This window comes from Bradyrhizobium sp. CCBAU 65884 (genome assembly GCF_028128835.1).
Classification (GTDB): domain Bacteria; phylum Pseudomonadota; class Alphaproteobacteria; order Rhizobiales; family Xanthobacteraceae; genus Bradyrhizobium; species Bradyrhizobium ottawaense.
Genome location: NZ_LBJU01000108.1, coordinates 31,516 through 45,340 on the forward strand (window position 1 = coordinate 31,516; position 13,825 = coordinate 45,340).

Here is a 13,825-nt window from a genome sequence, read left to right on the forward strand (position 1 = left end):
AAATCCCGTCCACAAAATTAATGTACGACGGATCAGGGGACATCGCCAGCCGCGTTTCGGTGGATGCGGCTGGTAAATGCCGGCTATTGGCTTAAGTCTCGATAACGTCCCGGCCCGATGCTCCGACTGCCTTTCATTACTGAACTCAATCAAGGAAACGCCCGCGGGTGATCGCTCACCGAACGGAGTGATGCAGTGGATTCGAATGGAAGTCTGCGGTGATAGGGACGTTGGATTACGCCCAGGCCATGCCTGCTGCCCATTGACTAGGCTAGGCGCCCTTACGGATTTGCGTGTTCGCCGTCAGGGCCTGTGAGACAAACAGGGGGATTTTGCGGAGGGAGGATTTCTGGTTCATCGTAGCCACCAGGAGCGAAGATGAAGCAGAAATCCGGACCGGGCAAAGCGCCGGCAGACCAAGTGCTAAAGGACATTAGGCGCCAGACCCGCCGGCAGTATTCGGCGGAAGAGAAGATCCGCATAGTGCTGGAGGGATTGCGCGGCGAGGAGAACATCTCCGAGCTTTGCCGCCGAGAAGGCATTGCCGCCTCGATGTATTACGGCTGGTCCAAGGAGTTTCTCGAGGCCGGCAAGCGCCGCCTGGCCGGCGACACGGCGCGAGCTGCGACCACGGGCGAGGTGAAGGACCTCCGTCGGGAGGCCGCCGCCTTGAAGGAGGCCGTCGCCGATCCGACCCTGGAGAACCGTCTGCTCAAAAAAAGTATGAACGGAGATGGGGAGGACGAGGCATGAGGTATCCCGCCTCCGAGAAGGCCGAGATCATCCATTTGGTCGAGCAATCGCATCTTCCGGCCAAACGCACGCTGGACAAGCTCGGGATCCCGCGCGCCACATTCTATCGCTGGTATGATCGCTACCGCGAGGGAGGCGTTGAGGCGCTGGCCGATCATCGGTCTCGACCAGACCGGGTCTGGAACCGCATCCCGGACGATGTGCGGGGCCAGATCATCGACCTGGCGCTGGAGTTACCTGAGCTGTCGCCACGCGAGCTGGCCGTGCGGTTCACCGACGAACGAAAGTACTTTGTATCCGAGGCGTCGGTCTATCGGCTGCTGAAGGCGCATGACCTCATCACCAGCCCGGCCTATGTGGTGATCAAGGCCGCGAACGAGTTCAAGGACAAGACGACGGCCGTCAACCAACTCTGGCAGACCGACTTCACCTACCTCAAAATCACCGGATGGGGGTGGTACTATCTCTCGACCGTGCTTGACGACTTCTCGCGCTACATCGTGGCCTGGAGGCTTGGTCCCACCATGTGCGCTTCCGATGTCACAGCCACCCTCGACCAGGCACTCGCCGCCTCCGGTCTTGACCACATCGCCGTCGCGCACCGGCCAAGGCTTCTCAGCGACAATGGCTCGAGTTACGTGGCAGACGATCTGGCCAAGTGGCTCGACCAGAAGGGCATGCAGTATGTGCGCGGCGCTCCGTACCATCCTCAGACTCAGGGAAAGATCGAGCGCTGGCATCAGACGCTGAAGAACCGCATTCTGCTCGAAAATTACTACCCACCCGGTGATCTCGAACGTCAAGTACGGGCCTTCGTCGAACACTATAATCACCTCCGCTATCATGAGAGCATCGACAACCTCACGCCGGCCGATGTCTACTTCGGCAGGGCTGAGGCGATGCTCGCAGAGCGAAACCGCATCAAGCGCGACACCATCGCAAACCGCCGCTTGCAGCATCAACTGCAGGCTGCTTAAACTCTAACCCAGATGAGCCAGAGCCTCTCTTCGCGAAAAGCCTGATCAGTCTCAAATTATCTGACGACGGACAACGACAGCCGATCCCAAGAAGGGACTGGCCGGAGAGCCAAACAACAGGCGGAAAAGCCTTAATGAGAACGACACCCGTCTCGTAAAACGACAATCGAGCGCACAAAATAGAACTTCTTGGGCTCGATCTTCCCTTTCTACGACCCGAAGATCAGGTTCTTGAACTCCCGGACGCCCTTGAAAACCTCAAGATCGTTATCCTCCGCCGGCGTACTCTCGCGCGACGGGTCAAGCATCCTTTCGGTAATCGCTGGTAGCGGCCCGGCAGGGCCTGAGTTCAACCGGGTGAATAGCCAAAACCAAAAAAAGAACTCAGTTGCGATGCGTGACATGGCTCACTCCCGGCGGGCAGCTCTCTTCAGCAACCTGAAAGTCATTTCGAACGCCTCGAACGCAAGCTCCCACTGTTTAGTCGGCGCAAGTTCTGAGAACTCTGACTGGCGCTCGGGTCGATACCATCCGATAACCGTATCATGCACATTCTCAGGCATAACGTCCTTTACTACCGCAAGCGCAATCGGATCCGAATACATATCGGAAAGTCGGAGAATGGCGTTGTTATTGTAGTAACCTGCCATCCATTGCAACGTCGCTTTGTCCTGCGGAAAGCCAACAGCATTTGTTTCTAGTAATATCCTCAGAATATCGTGTCCGTGCTTCTGTATTTCCGATAGCTTCCGTTCAAGGCAATCCCAATGAGATATCCAAGGACCGGCCAGAGCATTTTGCGCTCCTGGTCGGTGAGCCTGCTGCTGAAGTTGTAGACGTCGAGTGTCAGTTGTTGGATTTTGCTCCTCATGGAGACGAGCCAGTCTAAATCTGACCTTGGCGCTGATCTTTCCTTGGGCATTGTCGCCTCTCTAAAAAAATCGCCCCGCGCGAGCGGGGCTTAAAGATCTGCTTAACTTGAGTGCCGATGAATCCATCGAGACCAGCTGTATGTTGACGTTTCCCGTCCACAGCCCGGGCATTCAGAAAGCTCACCCGGCACTGCATCTTCGGAGCTCCAGCACGTCTCGCAGAAGGCACACTGATACAAATTCCGAAAGCTTGCTTCTGTTTCCAAGGAGTCACCGTCAGAGACCGCGCTCGCATGTTGAAGCGCGCAACCTGCAGTTGGATCAATGTTCATGCCATCCTCCTTAAAATCGACACCCAGCGAGGTGCCGAAGCTCAAGGAGGATGGACGTCGCCTCCTAGCGCTTCACGTGGAAGGATATAATGGATTGATCGGCGTCGCAACTACAACGTTCAAACTCTGCTCAAGCATATCCTGAAGATTTCGCTCGTGGATACAAATAGCCCATCGGTCCCGCGCAACGTCACTGGCGGTATTATCTTAGCAACCAAGATGGCAATCGTCATAAATCTGCAATCAAAGCGCGCTACGTAGTTTGGTCCAACAAATTGCAGCTGCTCGGAGTGAAGCGCAATATTTTTTGCTTAGTGATTTGTCGAGATGGATATTCGCGCATGGCCTACGACACTGCTACGGTGCAGATGCTCCGCAACGTTCTTGACGAAGTACTTGCTAGCTCCACGTTCATCGAGCAGAGGCAACGCTCTGCGGCTGGAGATCGCGGAACGCATCCTTTGGCTTGCCTCACAGGGGGAGCGTGAGGCCGCAAGGATCAAACAGCACTTGCCGAACGAGTTTTTGGCGAGAGGTAGCTATAGCGTAAGAGCCGAGAAGGCCATCGATGATAAGCAAGGCTCCGCGTTTGTGTTCGGACATGCGATACCGGGGATACTAGGGTTCAGACTCAATTGATCCAATAGGCGACGATGGCGGCGAGGTGGACGGCGGCTATTGCGAACTTCTGGTTCAGGACACTAGGTGCGTTCTCATGGGACGAGCTTACCACGTCCCTGCGGGACGCGTGTACATAGGGATTCCATCCCCCCACTCGTTCGTCGCCAACGCCCTGAGCGCCGTGCGGCTCGCTCGCTGGTATAGAAAAAGGCGCCGGTTGTTCATCCGGCGCCCTTTGAAGAGCTCACTGCTTTCCCACAACAAGAAGTGCGTGAAAGGTCAACCGACAACAGGCAGCTCCCATCACCCCAAGGATTACCGCGGGAAACGGGTCATACCCGGACGTCGATGCACACAGAACCCCAAATGCGATAGAAAGCGCATTACTCGTAAGAGCACTTTTGGTCATTAATACCTCCTCGACCGGACTGCTGGCCACGACAATTCGTTTCCAGCACGCGGTCGACGAGAGAAACGACGTGTTGCATACTACCACTCAATGCAAAAAATGCAAATGATACCAACCACTCCCCCGTGATTCGGAAGATGAGGTATTTCAATGGCCGTGCTGTACTCGAGGTTGCCGCGAGTCGAATCGAGCTTGTCCTAGGGCAAAGGGAGACGACGCCCGATCATACGCCTGCGCATCGTCGGCCCGGATGAATGGCGACTATCTTGCTAGCCTGATTGCCCCGATGTCGAGCGAAACCACAGCGATTCGTGTGTCGTCTCTATTTCGCGGAGCCTGGAGCAAGCAATTTCAGATTCTGCACTTCCGTGGGAGTCGGCGCGCGGGGGGGCATATTTGCTTCCGTGATCGTCACGATCACGGAAAGAGCGTCGTCGTGGATCACATCCGGAGGAACGGGCAGCGAATAAGTGCCGGGGCTCTGGCGCTCGGCTCTGCCGAATGGCGAGATAGCGCCGAGCAGCTCGCCGGTTCGCGTGGTCACGCGGACGCGTTGCCCTGGCGCGAGAGGCCCGATCTGCACCTCAAGCCATGCGATCGCGCCTGGACCGATGGAATGCGGCAGCGTGAGTGTGCGCTTCATTCCCTCTTGCTCTGCGCCATGTGCAAGCGACGCTGCGAGCGTCAGAGCGATCGCCCAGCGGCGCACAGCCTACAACGCTCCGATCGAAACGGCCTTGAGCACGGGAGCGGTCTCCTCTCCGTTTATGGGCGTGACGCTGACAGCCAGATTTGCACTCGTCGCGTTGGTGGCAAGGGATGGGGCGAGAGAGCGCAGGGTGGTGGGAAATGGCACTGCAAAGGTTGCCTGGTCAGACATGTGCATGCCCGCCATTTGCGGCCCGAAGAACCCGACCGTTCCCGCATAGTGGGGGCTGTCGACCCCGAGATTGGTTGCATTCACCGGTGCCCCGACAAAGACGCGGAACTGGCGGACACCGGACGCGCCGTGGGGGCGCGCCAGCGTGACCTGCGCCATCAGCGGGCGCGGGTTACCGGTATTGCCACGCCCCAGCAGCGTGGTGACTGGAACCGCAACGGAGGCGGTGTTTGCGGACACGTGCGCTGCGACGACGGGCGCCTTTGCCGTGGTGAGCTTTGCGACCTCCTGCCTGATAAGGACTTCGCCAAACCCCTTGTCGTCGTAGTCGTAGTCGAAGCGGTCCGTGTCGAGATAGTCTCCGGCCTTGCCATTCAAAACATAGTTTCCGGCGCCATCCACAAAGAACAGGAACCGCTCGTCCGAGAAGCTCTTCAAGTCATTGCCCTTCGGCAAATAGGGCTGCCCCAGCAACTTCTGCTTGCGAGTCCACACGTCCCACAGCCGGTCCATATTGGCATGGTGAAGAAAGAAGACCGGATCGACCGGAGACAGGAAATTGGTCATGTTTCCATAGGGCCCCGGATCGAGGGGGCCCGCGCCGCCGATGCAGTTGTGGACGAGGTTGTGCGGCTGGCCCTCGAGCACGGAGAAGGCTGTCGGGGAGTTGGGCGGCGCGGTATTGTGCGAAGGGGTTTTGATGCTTGTGAAGCTAAGATAATTGATCGAATTGTTGAACTCGGGTGGCAGCAACCCTGACATCACGGTGAACCTGGATACGGCGTTCGCGGTGTCGGCGTCGAGGCGTGGATTGCTCTTCGACAGATAGCGAGCGCTGCATGTCGGCGCGAAGCCTTCATTGCCCGAAACGCCGTTGCCCGTCACGTCATTCCAGAGGTCCTTTACCTGCTTGTAACCGCGAGTATCCAGTTGGCTCTTCTGCGGGGAGGACAGGCTTTCCCAATATTGCGTCAGCGCCGGCTTGATGAACGAAGTGAAGACGGCGAGATTGTCGGTGTAGGGCTTGTATGCGCTGTCCGTCGGCGACAACACGCCGTCGAACATGGCGTTCGGTATCTGCGGCAGCTCGGTCCAGTCCCAGTAGGGAAGGGCGAAATCGGCGTCGCCGCTCAGCGCGCGGATCGTCTGCTCGAAATAGCCGAGATAGCCGCGATGCCACACGTAGAACCACCAATTGCCATGAGGGCAGTCCATCAGGTGGATGAAGGCATTGCGGAACCAATTGTGGGGATTCGCAGGAGGCAGATTCAGCATCGCTTCGACGCCCTTGGCGTAGCTTGCCAGCGCCTTCTGGCCTTCAGCGCTGGTGACGTTGCACCTTTTGTACTTCGCGGCCGCAAGGGCCGGCTTGATCGGAAGGGTCACAGCGGTGGCCGCCATTGCTCCCAAAAGCTCGCGGCGTGTGATCTGATCGATGCGCATCAGCTCCCTATGTTTCATCACTCGATGTCTCCTCCGTCGAACATTCAGGCCTCAGCGTGCGGGGGGTAGAAAATCGGCGCCTGTGGATCCCGATGCCAATCGTACTCCGCCGCCTTAGCAGCATTCTCGGCGACGGCGCGGCCGGCTAGCCTGGACACGAGGTAGAAGCCCAGGTCTGTACCGGCAGATACGCCCGCCCACGTCACGTAGCGGCCCGCGTCGATCCAGCGGGAGACGCTGTCCCAGAGCACCTTCGATCCCTGCTGTGTCACCCAGGCGAAGGCGCCATGGTTCGTCGCGGCCGGCAGGCCGTTCAGCAATCCGGCACGCGCGAGCACCGCCGCACCAGTGCAGACGGAGGTCATGAGCTTCACCTTGCCGTCCATCTGGCGGATCCAGTCGAGCAACGCGGCGACGCCGGCCGGATCCCCCTTGTCATCCAGCAGCGGCCAAGTCCCGCCGCCGCCGGGGATCATCAGGACATCCGGAGGATCGACCAGCGCCTGCTTCATATCCTGATCCGGCAGGACCGCAGGACCGTTGGTGCTCCTCACGCTTTCGACCTGACGCCCGACTAGCGTCACCGCGAAAGGATAGGGTGGCGGGTCCGCGTAGTCCTGGCCGAGAAAATGAGAGATAGTGAATGCCTCGGCGAAGCCCGATCGGCTCGAAGCCTTCAAAGACAAAGATGCTGATCTTCAGCGTAGGCGGAAGGGCCGTGCTGGGAGTGGCCGTGCTCATGATAGCTGCTTGAACGAGCCGTGGAACTGATCGAAGGTGAGATCAGGCTCTGTGATGTTGGTGACGATGGTCTGTCGGTTGTAGTTCTCGATGTGGACGACCGTCGTCTTGTCGGACTCCTGCCAACTCACCAGAAAGATTCCGTCGGTGATCGGCTCGACCTTGATGGTCACGGTTTCCGATCCGACCTTATTGCCATCTTTATCCAGATTGTAATAGGTCAGCGATGTTTCCGACACGAAATCGAGCTCGACCTGAAAGGCGATGAAATCGACGAAATACCGATGACCAACTCCGGGAAATCCGCTTGCCATGGTGCTCACCCTATCTCTGGCGTTTCCCGGCCCTTGAATGTCGTCTCTGCAATCGCAAGCTCGTGAAAGATCTGAAAGCGCATCCAGTCCAGAGAACATCGCGCCGGTCAACTGCAGGACTTTGTAGGTGACGGATCAATTTGATCCTGAAACGATCAAGGTGTTCGCCTACCCGATTTCAGCGAATAGACTTCGGTCCCCGCTGATGCTGCTTCTGAGTCCTCCGTGAAGAACGCGGGCGACTGCCGGTTTAAGCGATCTTTTGAGCCGGGACGGTTTCGGCGAGCGGCCGGATGAGGGCACGCAAGAGTGCTGCGAGCCATCGCACGAGGAGGCGGGCGCGAGCCAAAGGTTCTGGGGAGGCGCGTGGTGGGCATGATCCGGCGATTTGTGTGTGCCGGCGCACCAATGTCCGCCGCGTTCGCCACATTGAGCGCATCGCACTCCTTCAGCCCTATCTTCACTCACAGAATGGCCTCGCGCGGTCGACATTTCGGTCCCCCGCGATGAGGGGCGGAATGGGCGTATTGCAAGAAGCGTTCCGAATTTCCGGCGAGTTCCTAGTGCAACGGATCGAGGAAGGCGTTGCCCAATCCGATAAACCAATCCTGGATGTCGACCGCAGGGCCATCGCTTAGGCAAGTAATCGCCGAGAGAAACATCTTATCACCAATGTGCTCCCCCAAGGCCCGGTAAGCCTCGAATTGAACCTCAGTAAAGAACTGGTTGGCAGTCGAATGATGAGGAAAGGCCGGCTCATCCAACTTGTATCGTCTGATGAACTCGCCCTCATTGCCAGTCAGTGAAAGCTTCAGATAGGCGAGATAGCCAATCTCCTCTTGTTGGTCCAACTGACCCAAAGGATACTTGATGCGGCAGAAACGAAAATGAGATCGACTGAGACCTTCATTTCCTAGCCTTAGATCTTCGAGATTAGCTTCGATTGTGATGCCGAAATCGATGTAGGCTAGACGCTGCAGATTGGTTAGGCCATGAAATGTCATTTTTTCATCGTGCTCGCCGTCAACAGCGACGATAAACCGACATCTACGACGCAACAGTTCGTATATTCCGAGATTCTCTATGTGTCCTCCGTCCGAAATTTGGATATAGGTACCTTTCTCATCGGCCGTCGCCAGCATCTCCTGGAGCAGATTCTTAATCGTTGGTCGGGGAGCTTTTTGGCCAGTGGCTTTCGGATTTCTAAGCCAGGCACCCAGTCGCAGATTCAGAACGGTCAACCAAAAGCTATTGTACCGTTTGGTCTGTAAGCCCATTTGCGGTGACATCGCTGCTCCAGACAGCGCCATTGCGGTTGCGAGATCGAGAGAAGGATTAGCGTTCTCCCAATCCATGATGGGTGAATAGTCTATGAGAGAGGCGCCTGCGGCCACAGGGGTGAATGACATCACGTCAGCATGGCGACCGCGCATCCTCGGATCAAATGAACCAGGAACGTTCAAGGCGCAGTTCAAGATCGGGAACAGAGATCGGGAGCTGTCTACATCGCTCAGCTTGATGGGCCTTGCCGGGTGGCATTGTCCATCAATCAAAAATGACCTCGCCAACTTTGTACGGTAAAAGTTGTGCAACGAAGTCGTGTTAATATCGAGGACAAACCATAGCGCAGTCGAAATCAAGAGGGCTCCTGCTGTGAACAATGCGGCTGATCCAAAGCCGACTATCTGGAACGCCCTGTACGCTGACGCTTCCGCGACAGCGAGCGCCACCATACTGGTGGCGGACAGAATGATCGGCCGAGAGAGACTAATGCGCGCAAATGCGGCACCGATGATAATGAACGTTGAGCCGACGACGGTCCAAATGATGATCAATTGCTCAACGCCTGACCGCTCAAACAGGAGGAGATCAATCAGGCGGTGAATGCCACCTAGCCCGACCCATACTGGTGGCACCAAGAACAGCGCACCGAGAAGGGCCATCCAACTCGTTTCACCAGCCAGAGATTGCCCTGACCATCCGCGCAGCAGTGGTACGGCCAGGAAGAGCCCAATGAGTCCGATGGAGGAGTACAGCGCGATTTCGTTCCAAGTTCCATCCGAAATCTCCGAGCGAAGCAGATAATCACCGAAGGCGACGACGGAGATCAGAGACAAGACAATGATTAAGGTCAAGAAGATGCCTTGAGCCTGCGCCATTGCCAGCGTGAAACGTTCCCAGACTGAGCCAGAAAGATAGCTCGCACCCTGCCGGATTCGCCGCAGAAGCTCAGATTCCCCTTCCCTCCTTTTGAATGGCAGGTCGGTTTCTCGAAGACTCAAATTGATTTCAGGTGCAGCCGTCCCCAGCAACTGCGTCAAGAAAGATCCGGCATAGCCTCCGCCAGAAACGGTGGAAAGGTAATCAAATTGCGGAAGCAAACCTCGTTTTGAGAGAGCTACCATGATCCCTATCGCGAAGGTTGCGCTCCTTATTCCCCCGCCTGAAAGCGCCAAACCCGCGGCCCAGTCTCGTTCGGCAATTTTATAGAACTTTCGTCTCTCGCAAACCTTCTGTTCCTCCGCCTTGCTTAAGTTCGAGCGATTGCAGGTTGCGATTTCTCCCAAAGGACGCCAGCCGACTGGTCGTTCCATCTCAATCTTGACGGCCTGGTTGATTGATCGGTCCGCAATCGATGCTGACAACCCCTCGCGATCAGGGATTGAGTTCAACACGTCATCGAGTGCGACGAGACACCTTTGGATGATTTGAAGCTCGGCACGAAAAATGTCGCTACTGTCCAGCGCATTGAGCTCCCCCGACTCACTTCTTTCGTGCCATTTTGCGGTGAACGGCCTGACGTAAGTATTCAAGACGTGCCACACGATGGTCTCGAACGTCTGGCAGTTCGGTTCTTGCTGTGTGATGGCCCTTGCGCGACCAAAAAGCTCAAAAATGCTCGCTAGCGCTCGCTGCTCAACTCCGCTTGAATATCCAAGAGGTTGAGTTGCCACCCGTGAGATGAGTTCGACATGGAATGTGTGCGCGGCGACCTTGTCCGCATCACACGGATTCCACATGCGTTTGCCGAAGCGGTCGAGAAAGTCAGCATCAAAAATACTAGAAGGTCCAGGGTTTAGGGCGGCGAGATGCTGCCTCCAAGTGGTGCTCGAATTTGACGCGCTCAATCAAAACCCCCTGTCCAGCGTGCTGCACGTGCGCATGAGTGAACGACGGGGCGCCCCCAAAACTGCGGTCGCCGCGTTTGTCCAAAGCGCCTATGCTCGACTCAACTTCCCCTTGTGTAAATAAGAATCTGTGCCACACTCGAGCAATTGAACAGTGGAATTACTTGAGGAGGAAGCACGTATTGCCATGGCAAAGCTTACGAAAAACGTTTTCATAAGTCACATCCACGAAGACGATGCGGGCCTCGGTCAGCTAAAGGACTTGTTGGCCAAGAACGGCATGGATATTCGCGACTCGTCGATAAACTCCAGCAATCCGAACAACGCGAAGAGCGAGGATTACATTAAGAATCAGATCCTTGCGCCGCAGATCGAATGGGCCGGGACGTTGGTAGTTTATGTCTCTCCCCAGACCAAGAACAGCGAGTGGGTTAACTGGGAAATCGAATATGCGGCACAGCAAGGAAAGCATATCGTCGGTGTTTGGGAGCAAGGCGCTCAGGAATGCGAATTACCTGAGGCGTTGATCGAATACGGTGACGCCGTGGTCGGCTGGCACGGCAATTCAATTGTCGACGCCATCGTCTCCCGAAAGGATGGGTGGGAAAAGCCGGACGGTAGTCCGACGGCCGCTGTTTCACTAAAGCGGCATCCTTGTTGAGCGGAATCGATGTCTCTCTACACTTATGTAGTCCGGTATGACAGCGGTTTTGCGCCGAATCCATTTTATGGATTTTGTACGCTTGCAACCTGCAAGCCGAAAATTCGCAGATACGCAAAGGTCGGTGACTGGCTGCTTGGGAGCGGCAGCGGCGACAAGAAAATCGGAAGAGCTGGATATCTCGTTTACGCCATGCGAGTATCCGAAGCCTTGTCATTCGACGACTATGATGTCGATCCACGATTCCGTCAGAAGAAGCCCTACCGAACAGGTAGCCGCAAGCAGAGCTGTGGAGACAGCATATATTTTCGCGAGATCTCGCCAGGGTCATGGAGCCAGCGTGACTCTTTTCACAGCTTGCCTGACGGCAGCGCCAACCTCAAACACATCGGTCGTGACACAAGCGTAAATCGAGTTCTGGTTAGCGACCACTTTATCTATTTCGGGGGCACAGGTCCAAGCGTGCCGACTAGTCTTAAGGATGAGCTTGGCAGGCGTATCGTGCATTCGAGCTTGGGGCAGTCTCGCTTCGACGATGCTCACCTTCTGGAAGAATTTGAGTGTTGGGTCCGGTCTCTCGGCGATATGGGGTATCGCGGCCCTCCATATGAGTGGCTTCATCTTAGAAGAAGTAACGTCACCACTTAGGGAGCGGCTGGGATATGGGAACGACCGGCCCAATGGGTCTCAACGAGTACCAGCTTCGTGCCGCGGAGACTGACAGATTTGCGGGGAAAGGATTGACGTTACCCACGCTCGGACTTGTCGGGGAGATCGGCAGCTTGCTCAGCGAGGTTAAGAAGAAGCAGCGCGACACGGCTGCATACGTCAACTACGAAAGTGCGGTTTTAGAGGAATTCGGAGACACGCTCTGGTACCTTGCGACAGTTGCTCGAATTGCTGACGTGCCGTTAGCCTCCCTATTCGAAGAGGCTCGGGTCGGAAGTCAGGCCGGCGATGATGTCACATTCTCAGCATTGCAGCCTCAGCATGTGCTGAAGTTGAATACCCCTGTCGCGCAGTTTGAAAGAACATTGCTCAGTCTTGCAGCGGCTGGCGGAACCCTAGCTAGTGGGATTGTAGGCCGTTCGTATGACAGCGATAGGCAGTCGATTGCGGCTCAACTCCGCAAAATTTTCGATCTGCTGATTCTTGCATCGAACGAAGCAAGTGTAACGCTTGAGTCGGCCGCGCGGATGAGTTTAGAAAAGGCCGCTGATCGATGGCCGCGAGAACGGAAGTATCCAGCACTCTTTGATGATGCGTTCCCAGAGGAGGAGCGGCTTCCGCGGTCGCTTTCCATCGAAATTTATGAGCGAGAGGCGGCGAACGGCAAACGATACGTGCTTCAGCGCTGCAATGACCTATTCATCGGAGACAGATTGACCGACAACATTATGTTGGCCGATGATTATCGGTTCCACGATGTATTTCATTACGCTTATGCCGCCGTCCTGGGTTGGTCGCCGGTAACGCGCGCTTTGTTGCGGCGAAAGCGAAAGAGCGAGGCACGTATCGACGAAGGTCAGGATGGTGCGCGAGCCGTTCTCATTGAGGAAGGAGTAGCTACGTATGTTTTTGGCGTTGCAAAAGATCTTGATTTTTTCGATGGTCAGAAGCCCGGCGATTTGAGCCTCACTTTCTTGAAGAACGTCCGACAGTTCGTGTGCGGCTATGAAGTCGATCGGTCGCCCCTCTGGCTATGGGAGGAGGCTATCCTCCAAGGGAATCAAGCGTTTAGATTCCTGCGTATGCACCGTCGCGGAACATTAAAAGTTGATTTGGTAAAGCGTTCTATGACCATCGATGGTGTATCTGCATGAATTCCTCGGTGTTTGTGAAAAAGCTCGCCAGCTTGCATTTCAAAGATGCGTTCAACCCCTATTCCGATGGCTGCAAGGAATTTGACCGCCATGATGCGCCGCGGATTAGACGAGAAAACCTTCAGCTTGTTATCGATGCAGCCCTTAAGATCTCCGTTGATTCGTTGTGGATTGCTCGGGATCTCGGATATCGTGGAGGGCGCCGAACGGGCCTTGCTCTAACAGATGAAGCTCATCTTTATGACCATTCCCATCTTTATGGTGACCTGCCTCTAAAGAGAGCTACAAGAGGGCCCGTTGTCGTTGAAAGAACGGCAAAGGTGGTTTGGCAAACCTTGAAGCTGATCGACAGGCCCGTCTTTTTGTGGAATGTGTTTCCCCTTCATCCCCACGAGCCAAATGATCCTCAGTCGAATCGATGCCATACTCGCGCGGAGCGAGAAGCCTGTCGGCCGCTGCTAAGGTGGCTCATCGCGAGCTTGCAGCCGAAAGTCGTAGTGGCGATTGGTCGCGATGCCGAGCTGGCCTTGGCCGATATGGGAATTGCCACATCCGGGGTTCGTCACCCCAGCTATGGTGGCCAGGCGGATTTTGTTCATGGCATGTGCTCCACTTATGGCTTGTCTTCAGCGCGTTGCAGCAAAGGGCAGCTCTCGATGTTTTCCGAGGAGACGCTATGAAATTGGCCCCCATTGAGCCACGCGTGCTACGCTGGCCGTGGGCACGTGCATGACCGCCAGCCTCCTGGGCAACTCCGTACGGCGAAGGCGTTTCCCTTCGCGCTTGCACTTCACGCCAAGCAACAAAAACCCTCGCCATGAGCGAGGGTGTGGACACGAGGTCCAAGGAAATCCGCACAGATCGGCGCCCA

At 56.1% G+C, this 13,825-nt stretch carries 11 protein-coding genes; 5 read left to right on the plus strand and 6 right to left on the minus strand.

The features are described 5' to 3' along the window. Positions 1-378 precede the first annotated feature (378 nt). A protein-coding gene (locus XI03_RS12875) for an IS3 family transposase (RefSeq protein WP_271592341.1) occupies positions 379-1,730 on the plus strand; the annotation gives its coding sequence in 2 pieces (ribosomal slippage) (positions 379-715 and positions 715-1,730; 1,353 coding nt in all). Positions 1,731-1,939: 209 nt separating this feature from the next. Here XI03_RS12875 and XI03_RS12880 read toward each other — a convergent pair. From XI03_RS12880 to XI03_RS12905, 6 genes are all read right to left on the minus strand, one after another. Next, positions 1,940-2,134 carry a hypothetical protein gene (locus XI03_RS12880; protein ID WP_271592342.1) on the minus strand — a complete coding sequence of 65 codons (195 nt, stop codon included), beginning with the start codon at positions 2,132-2,134 and terminating at the stop codon, positions 1,940-1,942. 2,152 nt (positions 2,135-4,286) lie between these two features. Further along, positions 4,287-4,607 (minus strand): hypothetical protein, encoded by a 321-nt coding sequence (locus tag XI03_RS12885; protein WP_271592343.1) that lies wholly within the window; start codon positions 4,605-4,607, stop codon positions 4,287-4,289. A 69-nt stretch (positions 4,608-4,676) separates the two neighbouring features. After that, positions 4,677-6,305, minus strand: coding sequence for a tyrosinase family protein (locus XI03_RS12890; RefSeq protein ID WP_271592374.1), 1,629 nt, complete (start codon positions 6,303-6,305; stop codon positions 4,677-4,679). 26 nt (positions 6,306-6,331) lie between these two features. Then, positions 6,332-6,973 carry a DJ-1/PfpI family protein gene (locus XI03_RS12895; protein ID WP_271592344.1) on the minus strand — a complete coding sequence of 214 codons (642 nt, stop codon included), beginning with the start codon at positions 6,971-6,973 and terminating at the stop codon, positions 6,332-6,334. A 51-nt stretch (positions 6,974-7,024) separates the two neighbouring features. Next, positions 7,025-7,342, minus strand: coding sequence for a MoaF-related domain-containing protein (locus XI03_RS12900; RefSeq protein ID WP_271592345.1), 318 nt, complete (start codon positions 7,340-7,342; stop codon positions 7,025-7,027). Positions 7,343-7,902: 560 nt separating this feature from the next. Next, positions 7,903-10,470, minus strand: coding sequence for a patatin-like phospholipase family protein (locus XI03_RS12905; RefSeq protein ID WP_271592346.1), 2,568 nt, complete (start codon positions 10,468-10,470; stop codon positions 7,903-7,905). 154 nt (positions 10,471-10,624) lie between these two features. On the opposite strand from XI03_RS12905, the gene XI03_RS12910 reads away from it, so the two are divergent. The 4 genes from XI03_RS12910 to XI03_RS12925 are packed head-to-tail and all read left to right on the plus strand — an operon-like array spanning position 10,625 to position 13,634. Next, complete coding sequence (locus XI03_RS12910; protein ID WP_271592347.1) at positions 10,625-11,131, plus strand: TIR domain-containing protein; 507 nt, start codon at positions 10,625-10,627, stop codon at positions 11,129-11,131. Positions 11,132-11,140: 9 nt separating this feature from the next. Continuing rightward, complete coding sequence (locus XI03_RS12915) at positions 11,141-11,779, plus strand: hypothetical protein (protein WP_271592348.1); 639 nt, start codon at positions 11,141-11,143, stop codon at positions 11,777-11,779. Positions 11,780-11,793: 14 nt separating this feature from the next. Beyond that, the gene (locus XI03_RS12920; protein WP_271592349.1) at positions 11,794-12,954 is read left to right on the plus strand and encodes a nucleoside triphosphate pyrophosphohydrolase family protein; all 1,161 of its coding nucleotides are present in this window, start codon (positions 11,794-11,796) and stop codon (positions 12,952-12,954) included. Further along, the gene (locus XI03_RS12925) at positions 12,951-13,634 is read left to right on the plus strand and encodes a uracil-DNA glycosylase (protein ID WP_271592350.1); all 684 of its coding nucleotides are present in this window, start codon (positions 12,951-12,953) and stop codon (positions 13,632-13,634) included. The genes XI03_RS12920 and XI03_RS12925 overlap by 4 nt, the downstream gene beginning before the upstream one ends. Positions 13,635-13,825 lie beyond the last annotated feature (191 nt).